Source organism: Massilia niastensis DSM 21313 (genome assembly GCF_000382345.1).
Classification (GTDB): Bacteria; Pseudomonadota; Gammaproteobacteria; order Burkholderiales; family Burkholderiaceae_D; genus Telluria; species Telluria niastensis.
The window spans coordinates 59593-79396 of sequence record NZ_KB908089.1 but is presented as its reverse complement, the minus strand read 5'-3'; the positions used below and the strand labels follow the sequence as shown (position 1 = coordinate 79396).

General features: G+C 67.0%; 11 protein-coding genes. 6 read left to right on the top strand and 5 right to left on the bottom strand.

Annotated elements, in window-relative coordinates:
- Positions 1 to 6 precede the first annotated feature (6 nt).
- Positions 7 to 2256 (bottom strand): TonB-dependent receptor domain-containing protein, encoded by a 2250-nt coding sequence (locus H162_RS0110470; RefSeq protein WP_020653414.1) that lies wholly within the window; start codon positions 2254 to 2256, stop codon positions 7 to 9.
- 328 nt (positions 2257 to 2584) lie between these two features.
- Between H162_RS0110470 and fusA the strand changes: the two genes are divergently transcribed.
- Positions 2585 to 4693: an elongation factor G gene (gene fusA / locus H162_RS0110465; RefSeq protein ID WP_020653413.1), complete on the top strand. Its 2109-nt coding sequence runs from the start codon at positions 2585 to 2587 to the stop codon at positions 4691 to 4693.
- A gap of 48 nt (positions 4694 to 4741) precedes the next feature.
- Positions 4742 to 5209 carry a Rid family hydrolase gene (locus H162_RS0110460; RefSeq protein ID WP_020653412.1) on the top strand — a complete coding sequence of 156 codons (468 nt, stop codon included), beginning with the start codon at positions 4742 to 4744 and terminating at the stop codon, positions 5207 to 5209.
- Positions 5210 to 6278: 1069 nt separating this feature from the next.
- Here the strand turns inward: H162_RS0110460 and H162_RS0110455 are convergent.
- The 3 genes from H162_RS0110455 to H162_RS30575 form a co-directional block, all read right to left on the bottom strand.
- A complete protein-coding gene (locus tag H162_RS0110455) occupies positions 6279 to 6902 on the bottom strand; it encodes a CHRD domain-containing protein (RefSeq protein ID WP_040787036.1) in 624 nt (207 codons plus the stop codon).
- Positions 6903 to 7564: 662 nt separating this feature from the next.
- On the bottom strand, positions 7565 to 9523 hold the full coding sequence (locus H162_RS30580) for a gluzincin family metallopeptidase (RefSeq protein ID WP_020653409.1): 1959 nt from the start codon (positions 9521 to 9523) through the stop codon (positions 7565 to 7567).
- Between the two features lie 15 nt (positions 9524 to 9538).
- On the bottom strand, positions 9539 to 12451 hold the full coding sequence (locus H162_RS30575) for a caspase family protein (RefSeq protein WP_084676987.1): 2913 nt from the start codon (positions 12449 to 12451) through the stop codon (positions 9539 to 9541).
- 398 nt (positions 12452 to 12849) lie between these two features.
- Between H162_RS30575 and H162_RS0110435 the strand changes: the two genes are divergently transcribed.
- Entirely contained in the window at positions 12850 to 14217 is a 1368-nt protein-coding gene (locus tag H162_RS0110435; protein ID WP_020653407.1) for an amino acid permease, read from the top strand.
- Positions 14218 to 14237: 20 nt separating this feature from the next.
- Here H162_RS0110435 and H162_RS30570 read toward each other — a convergent pair whose 3' ends face one another.
- Positions 14238 to 15839, bottom strand: a complete 1602-nt coding sequence (locus H162_RS30570; protein ID WP_169444469.1) for an EAL domain-containing protein — start codon at positions 15837 to 15839, stop codon at positions 14238 to 14240.
- Positions 15840 to 16198: 359 nt separating this feature from the next.
- Here H162_RS30570 and H162_RS0110420 point away from each other — a divergent pair, with 359 nt between their 5' ends.
- From H162_RS0110420 to H162_RS0110410, 3 genes are read left to right on the top strand one after another with little or no spacing between them, the layout of a single operon-like run.
- The gene (locus H162_RS0110420) at positions 16199 to 17431 is read left to right on the top strand and encodes a 3-methyl-2-oxobutanoate dehydrogenase (2-methylpropanoyl-transferring) subunit alpha (protein ID WP_026354487.1); all 1233 of its coding nucleotides are present in this window, start codon (positions 16199 to 16201) and stop codon (positions 17429 to 17431) included.
- 35 nt (positions 17432 to 17466) lie between these two features.
- A complete protein-coding gene (locus H162_RS0110415; protein ID WP_020653403.1) occupies positions 17467 to 18477 on the top strand; it encodes an alpha-ketoacid dehydrogenase subunit beta in 1011 nt (336 codons plus the stop codon).
- Position 18478: 1 nt separating this feature from the next.
- Positions 18479 to 19804, top strand: coding sequence for a dihydrolipoamide acetyltransferase family protein (locus H162_RS0110410; RefSeq protein ID WP_020653402.1), 1326 nt, complete (start codon positions 18479 to 18481; stop codon positions 19802 to 19804).

The following is a 19804-nucleotide window of genomic DNA, read 5'->3' as shown; positions in this document are numbered from 1 at the left end:
TGCCTCTCAGCGGCCGCCCGGGCCGCCGAATCCGGGGCCGCCCGGACCGCCCGGCCCACCCGGACCGCCGGGACCGCGCGGGCCGTTGCGTCCAAACGTGCCGAAGCGGTACGAGAAGCCCGCGAACACCACCCGGCCGTCGAAGCGCCGCAGGCTGGTCTCGCGCAGGGTGTCGGTTTCGGTGACGGTCTCGATCTTCTGCGAATCGAACACGTCGTTCACGTTCAGGACGAAGCTGAGCGCCGGGGTGATGCTGTAGCGGTAGTTGAAGTCGGCCGTGCGGGTCGGCTGGCGGTAGCCCTCGCCGAACAGCTGCTTGCCCTGGGCGTTCAGGACCAGCTGGAAGTGGTTTTTCGCATCCATCTGGTAGCTCAGGCGCGCGCGGCCCGAGATCGCGGTCGCGCTGCGCTTGCCGCCGTCCCGGTTGTCGCTGCCCAGCACCGACTGCTCGCTGTAGCCGACATTCCCGCTGGCGTTGATGCTCAGCTTTTCGGTCGCCTTGCCGCTCAGGGTGAATTCGATGCCGCCCGAACGGCTGCTGCCCGCGTTCTCGCGGGTCGTGAGCAGCACGTCGTCTTCCAGCACGAAGCGCCGCTCCGAAATCAGGTCGGTATCGCGCCGCGCATACACGCGCAGGTTGGTGTCGACCTTGCCGACCTTGGTCTCGATGCCGAATTCGAGCGAGTCCGATTCGCTCGGCTTCAGGTTCGGATTGCCCGACGAGACGTTCAGCTCGTCGCGGTAGATCACGAAGGGGTTCAGCTCGGCCGCGGTGGGGCGGCGGATGCGGTGCGCATAGCTGAGGCGCAGGGTGGTGTCGTCCGACAGGCCGTAGCTGACGAAGGCGCTCGGGATCAGGTCGGTGGAGCGGTTGGTGGCATGCAGGCCGGTGGTGACCTGTTCCATGTCCAGTTCGTTGTACTCGGCGCGCAGGCCGCCCAGCACGCTCCAGTCGCTGTTGATCCGGTACTGGTAGGAGCCGTACAGCGCCGCCGTGCTGTCTTCCAGCTCGAAGCGGTTGGTGCGCGAGCGGTTCAGGGTTTCGAGCAGGCTGCCCGGGTCGGTATCGAAGAACATGGTGCCGATGCTGTTCTCGGTGCGCGCCAGCTTGTAGCCGAGCTTGAGCAGCCCGCTGCCCAGCGGCCGCTCGTAGTCGCCGGTCAGGTCGGCCAGCCGGGTGTCGGTGGTATTGTCCTGGCGGCTCAGGCTATCAAGCGCGCCGGGCGGCCGCACGCTGTAGCGGCTGGCGAAGCGGGCATCGCTGTCGGCATCCGTGCCCGACAGGCGCAGGTCGAGCTTGAAGACTTCGCCCGGCAGCTCGCCCTTGTGGTCGAGGCGGGCGCCCAGGGTGTAGTTCCTGTTCTCGCCTTCCCTGGCGGTCGAGCGCGCGTATTCGCTGTCGACCACGCTGCCGGCATCGACGCTGCGGTAGCGCTCGAGCGAGTCGCTGTCGTTGCCGGACCGGACGTAGTTGGCGGTGAGGGCCACCACGTCGCGTTCGCCCAGGTTGTAGCTGAACGAACCGTTGAAACCGGCGGCATCGTTGCCGTTCTCGCTGCTTGACACCTGGGTGCTGCGCGCCACCGCGCCGGTGGCCGGGTCGATGCGCTCGCGCACCGTCTCCCCGGTCGAGTCGCGGCCGTCGTGGCGGCGGAAGACGCTGCCCTGCACGCTCATGCGCCCGGCCGTGTAGCCGCCGAAGGCCGAGGTGTTGAAACGCCCGGACGAGCCGAGGTTGGCGTTCACGGCCCCGAAGCCGCCGGGGCTGCGTTCGCGCCGCATCACCAGGTTGATGATCGGCCCGCCGCCGCCCTCGTTGCCGAACTGGGCGCCCGGGGTATTGATCACCTCGACCGATTCCAGGTCGGAGGCCGGCAAGGCGCTCAGCGCCGCGGCGCGGTTATCGCCCTGCATCATGGCCGAGGGCTTGCCGTCGACCAGGATCTGGACATTGCTCTTGCCGCGCAGGGTCACGGTGCCGTCCGGGTCCACCGCCAGCGACGGCACCTTGTTCAGGGTATCGGCCACCGAGTCGTTGGTGGTGGCCGGGTCGGCCTTGACGTCGTAGACCTGGCGGTCGATGCGGTTGGACAGCTTGGCGGCCGTCACCGAGACGGTCGCCGGCGCGGCGCCCTGCTCCTGGGAAGAAGCCTGGGCCTGTTGGGGCGGCTGGGCCTGCTGGGGCGGCTGCGGCTGCTGGGCCTCCTGGGCCCAGGCTGGGGCCGCCGCCACGACGGCGCCGGCCAGGAGCGGCAAGAGTTGGACCTTGTGACGGTTGCGTGGCGTAACGATGACGATTCTCCGAAAAACAGTGCAATGACGGGCCTGAAGCCGGCGGCATTGTCGCACATGATGCCTTCGGAAAATGTTGCAAACTGCAACAACTCAGCCACAAAAACTCGTCCACAGCGGCCATTCGCGCTGGCATCACATTTCCTCCAGCAAGGACGCCGCACTTGGATTACATTGATGAACAGACCCCAGCGATTTGCCATTTTCCGTGTGCAGGAGCGCTCCCGGCACCGGGGTGTAAAGTTAGGTAAATCCATCCGGGTTCCGCATGTCGAATCCACAGGAGATTGTGATGAGCCGTAAGACCCCTATTGAGCGGTACCGCAACATCGGCATCAGTGCGCACATCGACGCAGGCAAGACGACCACGACCGAGCGCATCCTGTTCTATACCGGTGTCAACCACAAGATCGGCGAAGTGCACAACGGCGCCGCCACGATGGACTGGATGGAGCAGGAACAGGAGCGCGGCATCACGATCACCTCGGCCGCGACCACCGCGTTCTGGAAAGGCATGGGCGGCAACCTCCCCGAGCACCGCATCAACATCATCGACACCCCGGGCCACGTCGACTTCACCATCGAGGTCGAGCGCTCGATGCGGGTGCTGGACGGCGCGGTGATGGTGTACGACTCGGTCGGCGGGGTGCAGCCGCAGTCCGAGACCGTGTGGCGCCAGGCGAACAAGTACAAGGTCCCGCGCATCGCCTTCATCAACAAGATGGACCGCGTCGGCGCCGATTTCTTCCGCGTGCACCAGCAGATCCGCGACCGCCTGAAGGGTGTGGCGGTGCCGATCCAGATCCCGCTCGGCGCCGAAGACCATTTCGAGGGCGTGATCGACCTGGTCAAGATGTGCGCCATCAAGTGGGACGACGCCAGCCAGGGCGTGAAGTTCAGCTACGAGGAGATCCCGGACTCGCTCAGGGAGCTGGCCCAGAAGTGGCACGACAACATGGTCGAGGCGGCGGCCGAGGCCACGCCCGAGCTGACCGAGAAATACCTGAACGGCGAGCCCTTCACCGAGGACGAGATCAAGCACGCCCTGCGCCTGCGCACGATCCACAACGAGATCGTGCCGATGCTGGCCGGCAGCGCGTTCAAGAACAAGGGGGTGCAGGCGATGCTCGACGCCGTGGTCGAGTACCTGCCCTCGCCGGTCGACGTGCCCGCGATCGCCGGCCACGACGAGCACGACAACGAGATCGAACGCCACCCGTGCGACGAAGAGCCGTTCGCGGCGCTCGCCTTCAAGATCATGACCGACCCCTTCGTCGGCCAGCTGACCTTCTTCCGCGTGTATTCGGGCGTGGTGAATTCGGGCGACACGGTCTACAACCCGACCAAGGCCCAGAAGGAGCGCCTGGGCCGCATCCTGCAGATGCACGCCAACGAGCGCAAGGAGATCAAGGAGGTATTCGCGGGCGACATCGCGGCGGCGGTCGGCCTGAAGGGCGTGACCACCGGCGACACGCTCAGCCATCCCGAGCACGTGATCGTGCTGGAGAAGATGAGCTTCCCCGAACCGGTGATCTCGCAGGCGGTCGAGCCGAAGACCAAGGCCGACCAGGAAAAGATGGGCATCGCCCTGAACCGCCTGGCCCAGGAAGACCCCTCGTTCCGCATCCATACCGACCAGGAATCGGGCCAGACCATCATGTCCGGCATGGGCGAGCTGCACCTGGAGATCCTGGTCGACCGCATGAAGCGCGAATTCGGCGTCGAGGCCACGGTCGGCAAGCCGCAGGTGGCCTACCGCGAGACCATCCAGAAGACGGTCGAGGACATCGAGGGCAAGTTCATCAAGCAGTCGGGCGGCAAGGGCCAGTACGGCCACGTGGTCCTCAAGCTGGAGCCGATGGAGCCCGGCAAGGGCTATGAATTCGTCGACGCCATCAAGGGCGGCGTGGTGCCGCGCGAGTACATCCCGGCGGTCGACAAGGGCATCCAGGAGACCCTGCAGAACGGGGTGCTGGCGGGCTACCCGGTGGTCGACGTGCGCGCCACGCTCACCTTCGGCTCCTACCACGACGTCGACTCGAACGAGAACGCGTTCCGGGTGGCGGCCTCGATGGCCTTCAAGGACGGCATGCGCAAGGCCGCGCCCGAGCTGCTCGAGCCGATGATGCAGGTCGAGGTCGAGACGCCGGAGGAATTCACCGGCAACGTGATGGGCGACCTGTCGGTCCGGCGCGGCATGGTGCAGGGCATGGACGAGATCCCGGGCGGCGGCGGCAAGCTGGTCAAGGCGCTGGTGCCGCTGGCCGAGATGTTCGGCTATTCGACCACCCTGCGCTCGCTGACCCAGGGCCGCGCGACCTATACGATGGAGTTCAAGCAGTACTCGGCGGTACCGAAGCACGTGCTGGAGCAGATTTCCAGCAGCCGTACGGCGCGCTAGGCCAGCGGCCGCGCCGCGTTTCCTTCGACAAGCAATGGGGAGGGCCTCATGGATCCCGTGTCATCATCGGTACCGAAAAAGGTCGCCAACTTCGGCGTGCCCTGGGAGAGCCAGTACGGCTACGCCCAGGCCGTCCAGGTCAAGGACACCGTCTACCTGTCCGGGCAACTCAGCCATGACAAGCTGGGCAACCTGGTCGCCCCCGCGGCGCTCGACGCCGCGGGCAAGCCGGTCGACTTCTCGGCCATGGAGCAGCAGATGCACCAGACCTACCTGAACGCGATCGAGCTGCTCGGGCAATTCGGCGCCAGCCTGGACGATGTGGTCGAGGAAACGCTGTACGTGCTCGACGTCGACGCCGCCTTCGCCGCGGCCGGCAAGGTGAGGAAGCTGATGTACGGCATGGATCGGCCGCAGTGCGCCAGCAACCTGATCGGTGTCGCGCGGCTGGCGTTTCCCGAACAGCTGGTGGAGATCACCTTCCGGGCCGTGCTCAAGCCAGGAAGCAGCCTCTGACGCCGCCTCGTTGCGGCGCGTGACATTCCGCGTATGTTCGTCACGACCAGCATGGCTGGCTCCGTCCAGCCGGTTCCGCCGGCACCTGCAGGCGGCAGGATTGTGCGCGCCAATTCCTGATCGTCGGTAAAGGGAGTGTGCTGTTCAAGCTGGTCGCAGCGTTCTTCCAGTTGGCAGTCATGATCATTGGACCGGGAACCTGGTCAGGAGCGAAGGCGTGCTGGACATGATCAACGGTTCGGACAAACATGCCGGTCCAACTCAACGCGGCAAGCTTCCGAACGGTGCGCCGGAACTATCCTCTGCCGACCTGTTCGCCACGAGTGGCTTACCGTATTCGCGCCGTTCGTGTGACCTATGCACGACCCTGTCGATGACGTGAGCCGGCACGCCCTCACGCTGGAGATATGCCCTGGCATCTGCCTCTCCCAGCATTTCGCAAAAAACGATCCCGACTTCCACCCTCTGTGCCATGAGGTGATTGGTCCGCAGACGATGTGCCATACAATTCCATTTGAAACTAACCCGGGCAGTATAGGCCTGTGCTTACAGCGGCATTCTCATCAATTGTAACGGGTCGCAGTATCGTGGCAGCGACTCCAGCTGGGCCCGAGCCGGCTTGCCGATATGGACCGGCCAGGTCCGGTCGTAGTCATGAACAGCGAACTAGACCATGCGTTTTACGTCGATGACGCCTCCTTTGGATCGCACATGGACGCCCCGGTTTGCCATGCACTGCTTTGTGATGGGCCAACAGATAATGATTGCACCCGTACATCCGGACTTGCCTCCAGCAGCAAAGCCCGGACATTCAGGGTCAGGTCTGTCATTCGGACATGGACGCACAACTCTTGCGAAATCTCAAAACGGTTTTAAGTATGTCGCGACTTTTTTCCTCGTTCCGACATGGTCCGTGATGTGCGGGTTTCGGTGACAAATGGGAGCCGAACATTGACGAGTTCGGTATAAACAGACCAGCATGTCGAGATAGAGCAAAGGTGCTCGATCGGTGTCCGAATGACAGATCTGACCCCGACTGGCGCGGCCCATATTGCTGTGCGCCGGGGTGTCAGGCTTTGGCCGGCACGTGGCGCCGCCGCTGGAGTAGCGCCAGGCCTGCCGCGCCAAGGCTGAACAGCGCAATGCTGCCTGGTTCCGGGACTGTGCCCCCATCCGGTGGCGGCCTGAGGAAGCCACGGATTTCTCCAGCAGGGAACAGTTCGGTATGGATGTTGAGATAGCTGCGTCCCGATGCAATACCTGCCAGGAACGCCGCTTCGGCCTCGGCGACCGAACCTCCGCTGGCGGTGAGGAAGTCAGGATTGTAGGTGGCAGGATCGAGCAGGTCGAAACTCGCTTCGTAGAGCCCCGAGAACCTGTTGTCGGTCGGAAAATCCGGAAAGCTCGGCACCATGGTCGCCGGTATCGACGTGCCGGTGAACGGCTCCGTGGTGCAGCAGTGGATATGCGCGGCCGTCGTGCTGCTGGTCAAGCCGGCCCAGCTGAACCCGATCGACATCGTGTTGGCGACATCGTCGATGATCACGGTCGCGGTGCCCGATCCCCGCGACTCGTTCGGAGGCTCCTCATTGAGGCCCTCCAATAAAGTTCTGTAAGTAAGTATCGCCGCCTGCGCCGGGATGGCGCCAAGTAGCAGCAGGAACGTGGACAAGCAGAGCGCAAGACGTTTCATGACAAATCCCCCTAAGATAGGTGTCTCAAGACGCTGCATAAGCCGTGCCTGTACCTACCTGCGGGGCATTGTGCGCGTTTTACCCATGCATACTGGATTGGGCTGTAAATATTCCCGACAGCGCGTTCAACGCCGTCCCTAGCACCGGAAGCGACAATCCCATCGTCAGGAAAACCCATGTTCGTCTTGCCGAACTGGTTTCGGCTGCGCATTCAACTTGTCGACGCAACATGCGTGACATCGTTGTGCCGGTGTTTCCCAATGAGTGTTTTACCGGGCAGCATTGACAGGTATCCTCTTTGCTCTCAAGACCGGAATACCTCGAGCATACCTCGAGCATACCTGGCGCATGAGCTGGCGGCAGGTCGAACGGTCCTGTCAGGGCTCCAAGGCGCGAAACGCGCGGAACTACCAAGCGCCCCCGCTGCGCGTTCCGGGGTATCGTTATGAAAGCTGAGTCACAGCATGACTTCATTCCCTGGGGGTTTAATATGCGCAAGATGATCATGATGGCCGTCGCCGGCTTCCTCTGGAAGCAGATCCAGAAGCGCTTCCTGAAGCGAACCTACACGGTCCGCCCGCCGCGGCGTTACTGACCGGCGTGCGGCCGGGCGAGGCCTGGCCGCACCCGGCGTGGTTCAGCCAACGGGCCCGTGCGGGCACTACACCGCCTGGCCCCCTGGCGCCCATGCGCAGCCGCAGGTGGCTGCGTCGAGCAGGCCGAAGAACTCCTTGCGCACGCGGTATTCGCCGTTCTCCACTTTCCAGTAGCGCTGCCCCTGCGCAGATGCGAGGAAGCGCGCGCGCCTGTCCACCCTGCCCGCACCCAGCGCCGACTTCGAGATGACGTAGCGGAAGGCCCCATCCGGCGCGAGGATCACCGTGCTGCCCCCATACACCGGAAACGCGGCGCCGCCGTCCTTCGGCGCGACCAGGCAGCGCTGCACCACTTCGGCCACCAGGTCGAACACGATCTGGCGGTCCGGGCCGATGCGGCGCGCCGTCCGGATCGACATCACGGTCGGCAGTCCGATGCCCCCGGGTGCGAAACCCGGGGCGCCGGGCGGGACCAGGCCGAACTCCAGCGCCAGCTCCGGCTGCGCCACGTATTTCCCCAACTCGCGCGCCTGGCGCAGCAGCTCGACGTCGCTGGCCGGGCTGGCGGGATCGCCTTCGAAGCGCAGTTCGCGGAAGCTCAGCATCTCCAGGCGCGGGTGATCCAGGCGCGGCGGGCGCCACAGCAGCGCGTGCTCCGACAGGTTGTACACGCCGCGCGGCAGGATGTCGCGGCGCAGGAAGGCGTCGATCAGCGCCTCCCGGTAGCCCCAGGGATCGTCCGGCACCAGGTCATGGTCGGCCGTGATCAGGGCGCGCAGGAATTCGCCGAAGCGGATATCGACCGCTGGGCAGTAGTCGATGGCGCGGATGACCAGCGCCTGGAACTGGCTGGCCAGCGCGCTGATCTTGTCGGCCAGCAGGTCGGTCAGGTCGGGCGGCAGCTCGCCCGGGCGCAGCACGCCGCTGCCGTCCGTCGCCAGGCGCAGGTAGCGCGCCGTCTTGTGCTGGTAGATCGCGACGAAGGCGTCGAACACGGCCGCCACCAGCACATTCCCCAGGGCGTGCGCTTCCATCGCCTCGTCGTACCTGCGCGGTTCGGCCTCCTCGATCGCCTCGCGCAGCGCGGCGTTGCAGCCCGAGGCATAGCCGACCTGGCGCGCCAGTTCGAACAGCGACAGCGCCTGCCCCAGCTGGCCCCGGGCGCGGCCGATCGCGCCGCGCACCAGTTCGCGGTAGCTGAGGCGCTGGAAGATCGCGATCAGGTCGGCGATCGCCTCGTGAAAGGCGGCCGCATCGGGCCCGCTGGGGATACTGAAGTTGCTGCGCAAGCCGTCGAGGATGGCATGGGTCAGCTCGTGCGCGATGACGTCGTGCGACAGGCAGCTGAACACATACTCGCCCGGCAGGGTGCGGATCGCGCCGCGCAGGTCGGGCGCCTGCGCGTAGCCGAAGCAGAGCGAGCCTTCCTCCTTGTCGTAATACGCGTTCACGCCGCAAAAGGCGTGCGGCCGCAGCAGCAAGCGTCCGGGATCGTCGGTCCGGGCGAAGCCCCAGGTCACGTCGCGTCCCAGCGCGATGCGGAAGGCCGCATACACGTTGCAGCAGACCGCATACACCATCTGCTGGTGGAAACGCGGATCGGAGGGCGCCGGATCGTAGCCGCTGCTCAGCAGCGCGTAGGTGGAGTCCAGGTCGGCCCTGACCGAGTCCTGTCCGGTGCAGGCGTCGCGGTTGTCGACCCGGAACAGGCGGCCCACCGGGCCCGGTTTCAAGGGTTCATAGCGCACGTTGACGCAGGTGACCGCCCCTTCCAGCCGCGATGCGCTGGGATCGGAGGTATAGATGCGCAAGGGCCGGTACAGCGGCAGCTCGCGCTGCGGCGGCTGGGAACGCCCGACCGTCCGGGTGACGTCCGGGCCGATCGCATAGCCCTGCCCCGCTTCGCCGTGCGGCGCCGCGCGCCCGGCCGCCGGCGCCGCGGCGGGTGCGGCCTCGTCGCGGCTCTGCGCCGCGGCGGCCACGGGGGCGGTCGTGGACGCGATCTGCGTACTGTCGTCGGACATGGCGCCGCTCCCTCCTCAATGGTGCGCCAGCAGCTGGCTCGCGCGCGCCAGCTGGGCCGCCAGCTCGCTCAGCTCGCGGGCCGTCACCGGGCCCGCGGACCCGGCCTGGCCCAGGCCACGGCCGCCGACGCCGTACGGCTGCAGCCATGCCAGCGAGCGGCTGGCGTCGCTGCAATCCAGGTCGGCGTGCTGCTGCGGCGACTGGCCGAAGGCCTGCGTGACGCGCCGCGCGAAGTCGGCGTTGCTCATGCCGGAGACATCCTGGGCCAGCACCTGCATGGCGTAGCGCGTGAAGTCGCCCTGGCCGTTGCTTTCCAGCGCCACCTCGTAGGACTGGCAGGCCGAGAACACGACTTCGCGCATGGTCTCGTCGGTGGCCGGCGGCTCGCCCCGGGACGGCTTCGCCCGGCGCTTCGCCACGAACCGGTCGATCAGGTCGCGGCTGGCGCGAATGAAGCGGACCCGCTTGCCGAGCAGGTTCACGGACCGCCGCCCGCCGCCGGCCGCCATCCGGGTGATCGTCCCCGAGTGGCAGCAGTCGTAGAAGCAGGTCAGGTTGACGCCGTCCGGCAGGCGCCGGAAGATCTCGCGCTGGTCGTCGTCGATCAGCAGTTCGCCGGAATCGAAGTCGACCGGGCACAGGGCCTCGTCGTCGTCCGGGGTGTCGCCGCCGTATTCGTCCCCGCCCAGGTCGGGCACCTGGGTGCCGTGGCCCGAGTACTGGAACACGATCACGTCGCCCGCCCGGCTCTCGTCGACCAACGCCGCCAGGTGGCCCAGGATGGCCTCGCGCGTCGCCTGGTGGTCGAGCAGCGTGCGCGGCGTCTCGAAGCCCAGGCGCATCAACGCGCCGGACCAGGCGCGGGCATCGTTGACGCAACCTCCCAGCGGTGCGGTCGGATAGGCGTCGATGCCGACGCACAGCGCGAAGCGCCGTCCGCTGGCCGGTTGCGGATACGCTGGCGGCTGCATGAACGGCCCCGGCGGCGGCATTGGGGGCGCAGGGGCCCAGGCATCGGCGCCCTGCTCGGCCCACACATCGGCCCAGTAGTCGAACGACGGACTCCAGAGATCCCGGCCGCGCGAGCCCGAAGCCGGCAACTCTTCGATGCGGTCCGCATCGGCCTTGCCGAGCACCCGGCGCACGATGCTGCCCATCGTGGCCGGATCGTCGTCGAAGCCGCCATGGGTGCGCGAGCGGCTCGCGCCCAGGCCGCGATCGAGCCCGTTATCGGCCCAGACCACGTCGGCGCCGCCCTGGCCGGCGCCGATCCCGAACAGCTTCTTCAGGCCGGCATCGTCGCGCACGCAGCGCTCCAGGCCGAGAATGGGTTCGTCCTGGTCCGGCTCCAGTCCCCGGTAGATCAGGTACAGCAGCGACTTGCGGTACACGGCGCCGCAGTCATCGTCGCGCTCGAAGCCGTCCTCCATCGTGTACATCGTCAGCTTCTCGATGCCCTTGCCCTTGCCGACGCGCGACTCCAGCTGCTGGCGGAACAGGTCAACCCGCACCGCGGGGGCCAGCAGGTGCAGGCTCTGGAAGCGCGGCACGCCTTCCTTCAGCGCGCACGGAATGAAGTGCGCATGGAAGATGGCGCCGGCGCTGTGGCCGGCCGCATGCACCTCGACTTCGTCCTGCCGCTCCTTGCAGAACGCCGCCAGCTTCCTGGCCACGTAGAACGCCGCCCCCGGCCTGGCGCCCGGCGCGTCGCCGGCGCCACCCAGCAGGTTGGCCGCCGACGACTGCTGCGCGCTCCACTTCATCGCGCTCCAGATCTGCACGCCGCCCGCGCGGTGCGCGAAGGCTTCCACCAGCGGATCGCTGAACCGGTCCGAGAAGAAATTGCGCGGCGCCGCGCCGCGGCCCTGCCTCCAGCGCTCCAGCATCTGCACCAGCACCTCGGCCAGGCCGGTCTCCCAGATGAAGTGGATCGGGTAGATGCCGTTCCTCTTCCACCAGCCGATCCGTTCGCGGGCCGAGAGCAGTGCGGCGCCTTCGCTGGTCAGTCCGCCATGCGCGTAGAACATCAGTTTCAGCCGGCGGCCTTCCGCCTTGGCCGCTTCCAGCGCCGCCGGCAGGTGGCGGTCGAAGATCGCATCGACGTCGGTGTGCGACGTGGTCCAGTCGCCGTTCGACGAGAACTGGCCCATGCGCAGGTTGACGATATGGGGCCGCATCGCCTGCAGGTCGGCGGCGTCGAACTGGATGCCGCGGGCGCCATCGCGCGCGCCGGCCGGTTCCTCCCAGGCCTGTTCGTGGCTGCACGGTTCCGCGTCGGCCGGATCGAGCGCGCGGCCGGTGTCGCGCTGCAGGTCCTCGATGGCCTCGCGCACGACCTGGCGCGACATCAGCTGCTCCGGCGAGAACGGACCTTCCGACTGCGGCGCGGCGCGCGTACCCGCCATCAGCTGGGTGTGCAGGCCCCCGACTTCCTTCAGCACGGTCTGGTAATCGATGCCGGTGCCGGGACAGCTCTTGGTGGACATCATTTTATGGAACTGCAGGGTCCCGGGAGGCAAGCCGAAACGCAGCTGGACCCGCGCGATGACTTCCAGCACCGTCTCGCGCTGCCTGCCGTTGAACGGATCCTTGCCCTCGTCGAAGTCGCCGATGATCTCGAACATGAAAGGGCCGGCTTTGGCATTGCCGTTATGGCCGGCGGCGCTGGCCGGCGGCCGGTTCCAGTCGCGCCCGAGCCAGATGCTGCCGTCGGGCGCAATGGAAATGTGCTGGGCAATGTCGGACCAGTGATTCGTCTGCGTGTGGAAGCGCCACATCCCCACGATCGTCTCGTGGCCCCGGTACTGGGAGCGATTCGGGCGCCATGTATGATGCATGTGCACCGCGTTGATGTTTCGCTCGAATGGAAACTTGGACAGCAGCTCAGCAAATTGTTCCTTGGTAATTTGCTTGAATGGTGCAGGCATGGCGTCCCCCTTGGCAGATAGCTAGACCGCGGTTTTTGATAATTATCAGAGTTATAAGCTTAGTTCATTCGACAGGGGTTTCAAGCGCTTGCAGGAATAAACAACAGGAGCAGAAGGGAGAGCGAAACAGGCTGCGTATTTCGGAACTAAACGAGCAGTTTTCTGTCCGCTGCAAGGGCTGCAAGCGGATGGCCAAACGGCTCCACACGCTTCGAAAAACCCGGTTTCGCCCGATCTCCATCCCTCGATGAATACGTCGCCTCGGCCATCTTCTTTTCCCCGGGGCGCCATGCCGGTTCGCCCGCCGGAATATCAAGCCCAGGCCGGCATTCCATGCCAATCCGGCGCCCAGTTGCAGTAGAATCCCTAGCTTTATGGCAATCCAATCGGGGCCGACGATGCACGACGGGAAGAACGAACTCAAACGCGGGCTGAAGAACCGCCACATCCAGCTGATCGCGCTCGGGGGCGCGATCGGCACCGGCCTGTTCCTCGGGATCGCCCAGACCATCCAGATGGCCGGCCCCTCGGTGCTGCTCGGCTATGCGATCGCCGGGGCGGTCGCCTTCCTGATCATGCGCCAGCTGGGCGAGATGATCGTCGACGAGCCGGTGGCCGGTTCGTTCAGCCATTTCGCCGACAAGTACTGCGGCCAGCTGGCCGGCTTCGTCTCCGGCTGGAACTACTGGGTCATGTACATCCTCGTCAGCCTGGCCGAGCTCTCGGCCCTGGGCATCTACATGCAGTACTGGCTCCCCGAGGTGCCGACCTGGGTCTCGGCGCTCGGCTTCTTCGTGCTGGTCAACGCCATCAGCCTGCTCAACGTGAAGGCCTTCGGCGAGATGGAATTCTGGTTCGCGGTGATCAAAGTGGCGGCCGTGGTCGGCATGATCGTGTTCGGCCTGTATCTCCTCGCCAGCGGCGGCGCCGGCCCCGAGGCCGGGGTGTCGAACCTGTGGCGCCATGGCGGCTTCTTCCCCAACGGCGTGTCGGGCCTGGCGATGGCGATGGCCGTCATCATGTTCTCGTACGGCGGCCTGGAACTGATCGGCATCACCGCCGCCGAGGCCGACGATCCGAGCCGCACCATCCCGCGCGCCACCAACAACGCCATCTACCGCATCCTGATCTTCTACGTCGGCGCGCTCGCCGTGCTGCTGGCGCTGTACCCGTGGCAGAAGGTGGTCACGGGCGGCAGCCCCTTCGTCCTGATCTTCCAGGCGCTGGACAGCACCCTGGTCGCCAATGTGCTGAACCTGGTGGTGCTCACCGCCGCGCTGTCGGTGTACAACGGCTGCGTCTACGCCAACAGCCGCATGCTGTACGGCCTGGCCACCCAGGGCAACGCCCCGGCGCTGCTGCTCAAGACCTCGCGCCGCGGCGTGCCCCTGAACGCCCTCGGCGTCTCGGCCCTGGCCACCCTGGCGGCGATCAGCGTCAATTACTTCCTGCCGAAGGAAGCCTTCGGCATGATGATGGGCCTGGCCGTCGCGGCCCTGGTGATCAACTGGGGCATGATCTCGTGGAGCCACCTGCGCTTCCGCCGCCACAAGGAGCTGGCCGGGCAGGCGACCCTGTTCCGCAGCCCCTGGTTCCCGCTGTCGAACTACCTGTGCCTGGCCTTCGTCGCCGGCCTGCTGGTGGTGATGTACCTGACGCCGGGACTGCGCCTGTCCGTGTTCCTGATCCCGGCCTGGCTGCTGCTGCTCGCGGCCGGCTACCTGGTCCGCCAGCGCCGCGCCCGCGCCGCCGCCCTGTCGGCCTGACCCGCACCGGGCGGCGCGCCTCAGCGTCCGCCGGTCGCGTGCAGCGGCGTGGCCGCCGCCTGGCCGTGCTGCTCGATGTGGCGCACCAGCTCCTGGAAGGACATGGGCTTCCCGAACAGCCATCCCTGGGCGTACTGGACCCCGCGCTGGCGCAGGAACTCCGCCTGCGCCCTGCTTTCCACGCCTTCGGCGATCATGCGCAGGCCCAGGTCCTCGGCCATGCGGATGATGTGCTGGACCACCTGGCTGGTCGGCGCCCCCGTGCCGATCGCTTCGATGAAGCTGCGGTCGATCTTCAGGTAATCCAGCTCCAGCGACTCGAGGTAGGACAGGCTGGAGTAGCCGGTACCGAAATCGTCGATCGCGATCGCGAAGCCGCTGCGCCGCAGGGTGCCGGTCGTCTCCCTGGCAACCATCGGATCGAGCAGTCCACGTTCGGTGATCTCGAGCATGAGATTCGCCGGACCGGCCTTCATCGCGCGCAATGCCGCCTCCAGGCTGTCGAGCAGCCCGCTGGCATGGAAATCGGCCGGCGACACGTTGATCCCCACGTGAAAATCCGGATTTCTGGAAAGGAATGAGCCGGCATCCCTGACGACGAGTTCCAGCACGCGCCGGGTGAGGCGGACGATCAGGTGGTTCTGCTCGGCCACGGGAACGAAGATCTCAGGACTGACCAGTTCGCCTTCCGCCCGGCGCCACCTGAGCAGCGCTTCCGCGCCGCACACCTTCCCGCTTTGCAGCGCCACGACCGGCTGGTATTCGAGGAAGAATTCGTCGCGCTTGAGGCCCCAGCGGATGGCGGCCGGGATGGCCATCTGCTGGCGCGCCAGGAACAGGATCGCCACCACCAGGGCTGCGCCCGCGATGAGGCCGATCGGCAGCAGGCGCATGGCCAGGTCGCGCGAGCGCTGCTCCAGGTAGCGGGCAGGCACGGCCGCGACGGCGGCGGTCATGTAGAGCGGCGAGCGGACCACGGCGACGATATGGCCGCCGTCGGCGAACGCGACTTCGCGCCGCGTGCCGAGTCGCTCCAGCCAGCGCCGTTCGACATGGCCGCGCGATGCGATCGCGCTGTCGTCCTCCAGCGACAGGATCGCCAGCGACACGTCCGGCTCGGTCGCCGCCACGTCGATCGGCAAGTCCTTGTGGATGATCGCCGCGAAATCCGTGATCTCGATGACGATGAACGAACGCTGCGGCGCGAACGGAAAATGCACGTTGGTGCGGAACAGGGCGCCGCCGGCGGACCGGTAATCGACCTGGCCCAGGGGAAAGTCCATGGCGTCGCCCGCCATCGAGGAACAGACCAGGAGGCCGTCGCGCACATGGCCGATCGCCTGGATATAGCTGGAACCGAGGTCGATCTGGCGCATCTCGTCGATGCTGGCGCTCGAACACGGCGCCCGCGCATGCAGTTTCCGGAGCCTGGCAATCCCTGTCGCGACCTGGCTGGCGGTCGCCTCGGACCGGTACATCACGGTGCGCGCGTATTCCATGGCGCGCGCCGTCTCGACGACCAGGGCCTGGCGCCCCGCCTCGCGGACCGCGAGCCAGATCGGCAGGCCGATCGCCGTCAGCGCGACCAGCAATGCAACAAGAACGACGGCGGTTTTTTTCATGGTCCTGGCCCGGGGCGCCCGCATTCGTGGCCGATCGATACTACAGACACCGCGCGCTGCCTGCAAACGGATGCGGCTTGGACGCCCCAATCGGACGCTGCGCGGCCGAGTCCGCGGCCATGGCCGGGTTGCCGCTGCTGCAGCGCAGCGTGGACCGCGCGGCCCGCGCCTTGCCCATTTTCCTGTTCCAGTTCAACGGGTTCACGGTACGGGGATGCCGCTGCCGCTGCCCTTGGGCGCCCCGCAAAGGCTGCCGTATGGTGCATGGCAAAATGAAAATAGTCGGGTCGGTGTGCGCCGCGCCGCGCCACCCGGACTATCATGATTGCCGCATGTCACCTTACCAAGGGGAAGCGATAATGAGCCAGAGTAAGCCTCTGTCACTGCATGTCCCGGAGCCTACCGGCCGCCCGGGGTGCAAGACCGATTTTTCGTATTTGCAGGTGAGTCCCGCCGGCAGCGTCCGGCGTCCTCCCATCGATGTCGCGCCGCTCGACACGGGCGACATCGCATCGATGCTGATCCGCGTGCTCGACGAGCAGGGCAATGCCGTCGGTCCCTGGGCGCCCGAGCCCGACCGCGACCTGCTGCGCTTCGGCCTGCGCACCATGATGAAGACCCGCATCTTCGATGCGCGCATGGTGATCGCCCAGCGCCAGAAGAAGATGTCGTTCTACATGACCTCGCTCGGCGAGGAAGCCATCGGCACGGCGCACGCCCTCGCGCTGCAGGATGGCGACATGAATTTCCCGACCTACCGCCAGCAAAGCCTCCTGATGGCGCGCGAGGTGCCGCTGGTCGAGATGATCTGCCAGCTGCTGTCGAACGAGCGCGACCCGCTCAAGGGCCGCCAGCTGCCGGTGATGTATTCGGTGCGCCGCGCCGGCTTCTTCACCATCTCCGGCAACCTGGCCACCCAGTATCCGCAGGCGGTCGGCTGGGCCATGGCCTCGGCGATCAAGGGCGACACCAGGATCGCCTCGGGCTGGATCGGCGACGGCGCCACCGCGGAAAGCGACTTCTCGACCGCGCTCACCTTCGCCCACGTCTACCGCGCCCCGGTGATCCTCAACGTGGTCAACAACCAGTGGGCGATCTCGACCTTCCAGGCGATCGCCGGCGGCGAGTCGGTCACCTTCGCCACGCGCGGCATCGGCAGCGGCATCGCCTCGCTCAGGGTGGACGGCAACGACTTCCTGGCGGTCCTGGGGGCCTCGCGCTGGGCCGCCGAACGCGCGCGCAGCAACCTGGGGCCGACCCTGATCGAATGGGTCACCTACCGCGCCGGTCCGCACTCGACCTCGGACGACCCCTCGCGCTACCGCCCGGCCGACGACTGGACCCGCTTCCCGCTGGGCTGCCCGATCCAGCGCCTGCGCCAGCACCTGAGCAACCAGGGCTGGTGGTCGGATGCCGAGCACGAGGCGGTGCAGGCCGAGCTCGAGGCCGAGGTGCTCGCGGCGCAGAAGGAGGCCGAACAGTTCGGCACGCTGGGCGACGGCCGCGCGCCGAGCGCCGCGACGATGTTCGACGACGTCTACAAGGACATGCCGGAGCACCTGCGCCGGCAGCGCCAGCAACTGGGGGTATGATGGCACGTGATGATCAACACAGGGACACGGCCACCATGCCGATGACCATGATCCAGGCGCTGCGCTCGGCCATGGATGTCATGATGGAGCGCGACGACAACGTGGTGGTGTACGGCCAGGACGTCGGCTATTTCGGCGGCGTGTTCCGCGTCACCGACGGCCTGCAGGCCAAGTACGGCGCCTCGCGCGTGTTCGACGCGCCGATTTCCGAAGGCGGCATCGTCGGCACCGCGGTCGGGATGGCCGCCTACGGCCTGCGGCCGGTGGTCGAGATCCAGTTCGCCGACTATGTCTACCCGGCGATCGACCAGATCGTGTCGGAGGCGGCGCGCCTGCGCTACCGTTCGGCCAGCGAATTCACGGCCTCGATGGTGATCCGCATGCCTTGCGGCGGCGGCATCTACGGCGGCCAGACCCACAGCCAGAGCCCGGAAGCGATGTTCACCCAGGTGTGCGGCCTGCGCACCGTGATGCCGTCCAATCCCTACGACGCCAAGGGTCTGCTGATCGCCTCGATCGAGAACGACGACCCGGTGATCTTCCTCGAGCCCAAGCGCCTGTACAACGGCCCCTTCGACGGCCACCACGACCGTCCGGTCACGCCCTGGTCGGGCCACACGCTGGGCGAGGTGCCGACCGGCTACTACACGGTGCCGCTCGACTCGGCCGCCGTGTTCCGGCCAGGCGCCGCCGTGACAGTGCTGACCTACGGCACCATGGTCTGGGTGGCGGACGCCGCCGCGCGCGAGAGCGGCATCGACACCGAGATCATCGACCTGCGCAGCATCTGGCCGCTCGACCTGGACACCATCGTGCGCTCGGTGAACAAGACCGGCCGCTGCGTGGTCGTGCACGAGGCCACCCGCACCAGCAGCTTCGGCGCCGAGCTGACGGCGCTGGTGCAGGAGCACTGCTTCTACAGCCTGGAAGCCCCGATCGAACGTGTCACCGGCTGGGACACGCCCTACCCGCATGCGCAGGAATGGGCGTATTTCCCTGGACCGGACCGCGTCGGCGCGGCCCTGAAACGTGCCATGGAGGGTTGAGATGGGCATACACGCAATCAAGATGCCCGATCTGGGCGAAGGCATTGCCGAAGTCGAAGTCGTCGCCTGGCACGTCAAGCCGGGCGACCAGGTGCAGGAAGACCAGGTGCTGGCCGACGTCATGACCGACAAGGCCACGGTCGAGATTCCCTCGCCGGTCAAGGGCACCGTCGAGTCGCTGGGCTGCGAGGTCGGGGTGTCGATGGCGGTCGGCGCGGTGCTGATCCGCCTTGAGGTCGAAGGCGCCGGCAACGTGGCGGCGGGCGCGGCTCCGACGGCGCGCACCGAGGCGGCCAAGGCCCCGGCCCCGGCCGCGCCGGCCGAGATGGTGGCGGAACCGGAGCTGGCCGCCAGCGCCCATGCGGCAGCCCCTGCGCCCACGCGCAGCGCGCCTCCCGCACCGCCACGCTCCGCGCCGGCCCCGTCGCCGGCGCTGCGCGCCGAGGGCGACAAGCCGCTGGCCGCGCCGGCCGTGCGCCAGCGCGCCTGGGATCTCGGCGTCGAGCTCCAGTTCATCTCCGGCAGCGGGCCCGCCGGCCGCATCACCCATGGCGACCTGGATGCCTATGTGTCCGGGCGCCGCGAGGGCCTGCCGGCCGGACGCGGCGACAGGCGCTACGCCCAGATGCATGGCGAACATGCGGCGCCGCTGATCGGCATGCGCCGCAAGATCGCCGAGAAGATGCAGGAGGCCAAGCGCCACATCCCGCACTTCACCTATGTCGAGGAAATCGACGTCACCGAACTGGAAGTCCTGCGCGCCCAGCTCAACGCCCGCTACGGGGCCGGGCGCGGCAAGCTCACCCTGCTGCCGCTGCTGATGCGCGCCCTGGTGCTGGCGCTGCGCAGCTTCCCGCAGATGAATGCGCGCTTCGACGACGAGGCCAACCTGCTGACCACCTACAATCCGGTCCACATCGGGATTGCGACCCAGACCGAGACCGGCCTGATGGTGCCGGTGGTGCGCCATGCGGAAGCGCGCGACCCGTGGTCCTGCGCCGCCGAGCTGGCGCGCCTGGCCGATGCGGCGCGTAGCGCCAAGGCCACCCGCGAGGAACTGTCGGGCTCCACCATCACCATCACCAGCCTGGGTCCGCTGGGCGGCATCGTCACCACGCCGGTGATCAACCGTCCCGAAGTGGCGATCGTGGGCGTCAACCGCATCGTCGACCGTCCGGTGGTGCGCGACGGCGCCATGGTGGCACGCAAGATGATGAACCTGTCCTCGTCCTTCGACCATCGCGTGATCGACGGCATGGTGGCGGCCCAGTTCGTGCAGGCGATCCGCGGCTACCTCGAATGTCCGGCGACCCTGTTCGTGGAGTGA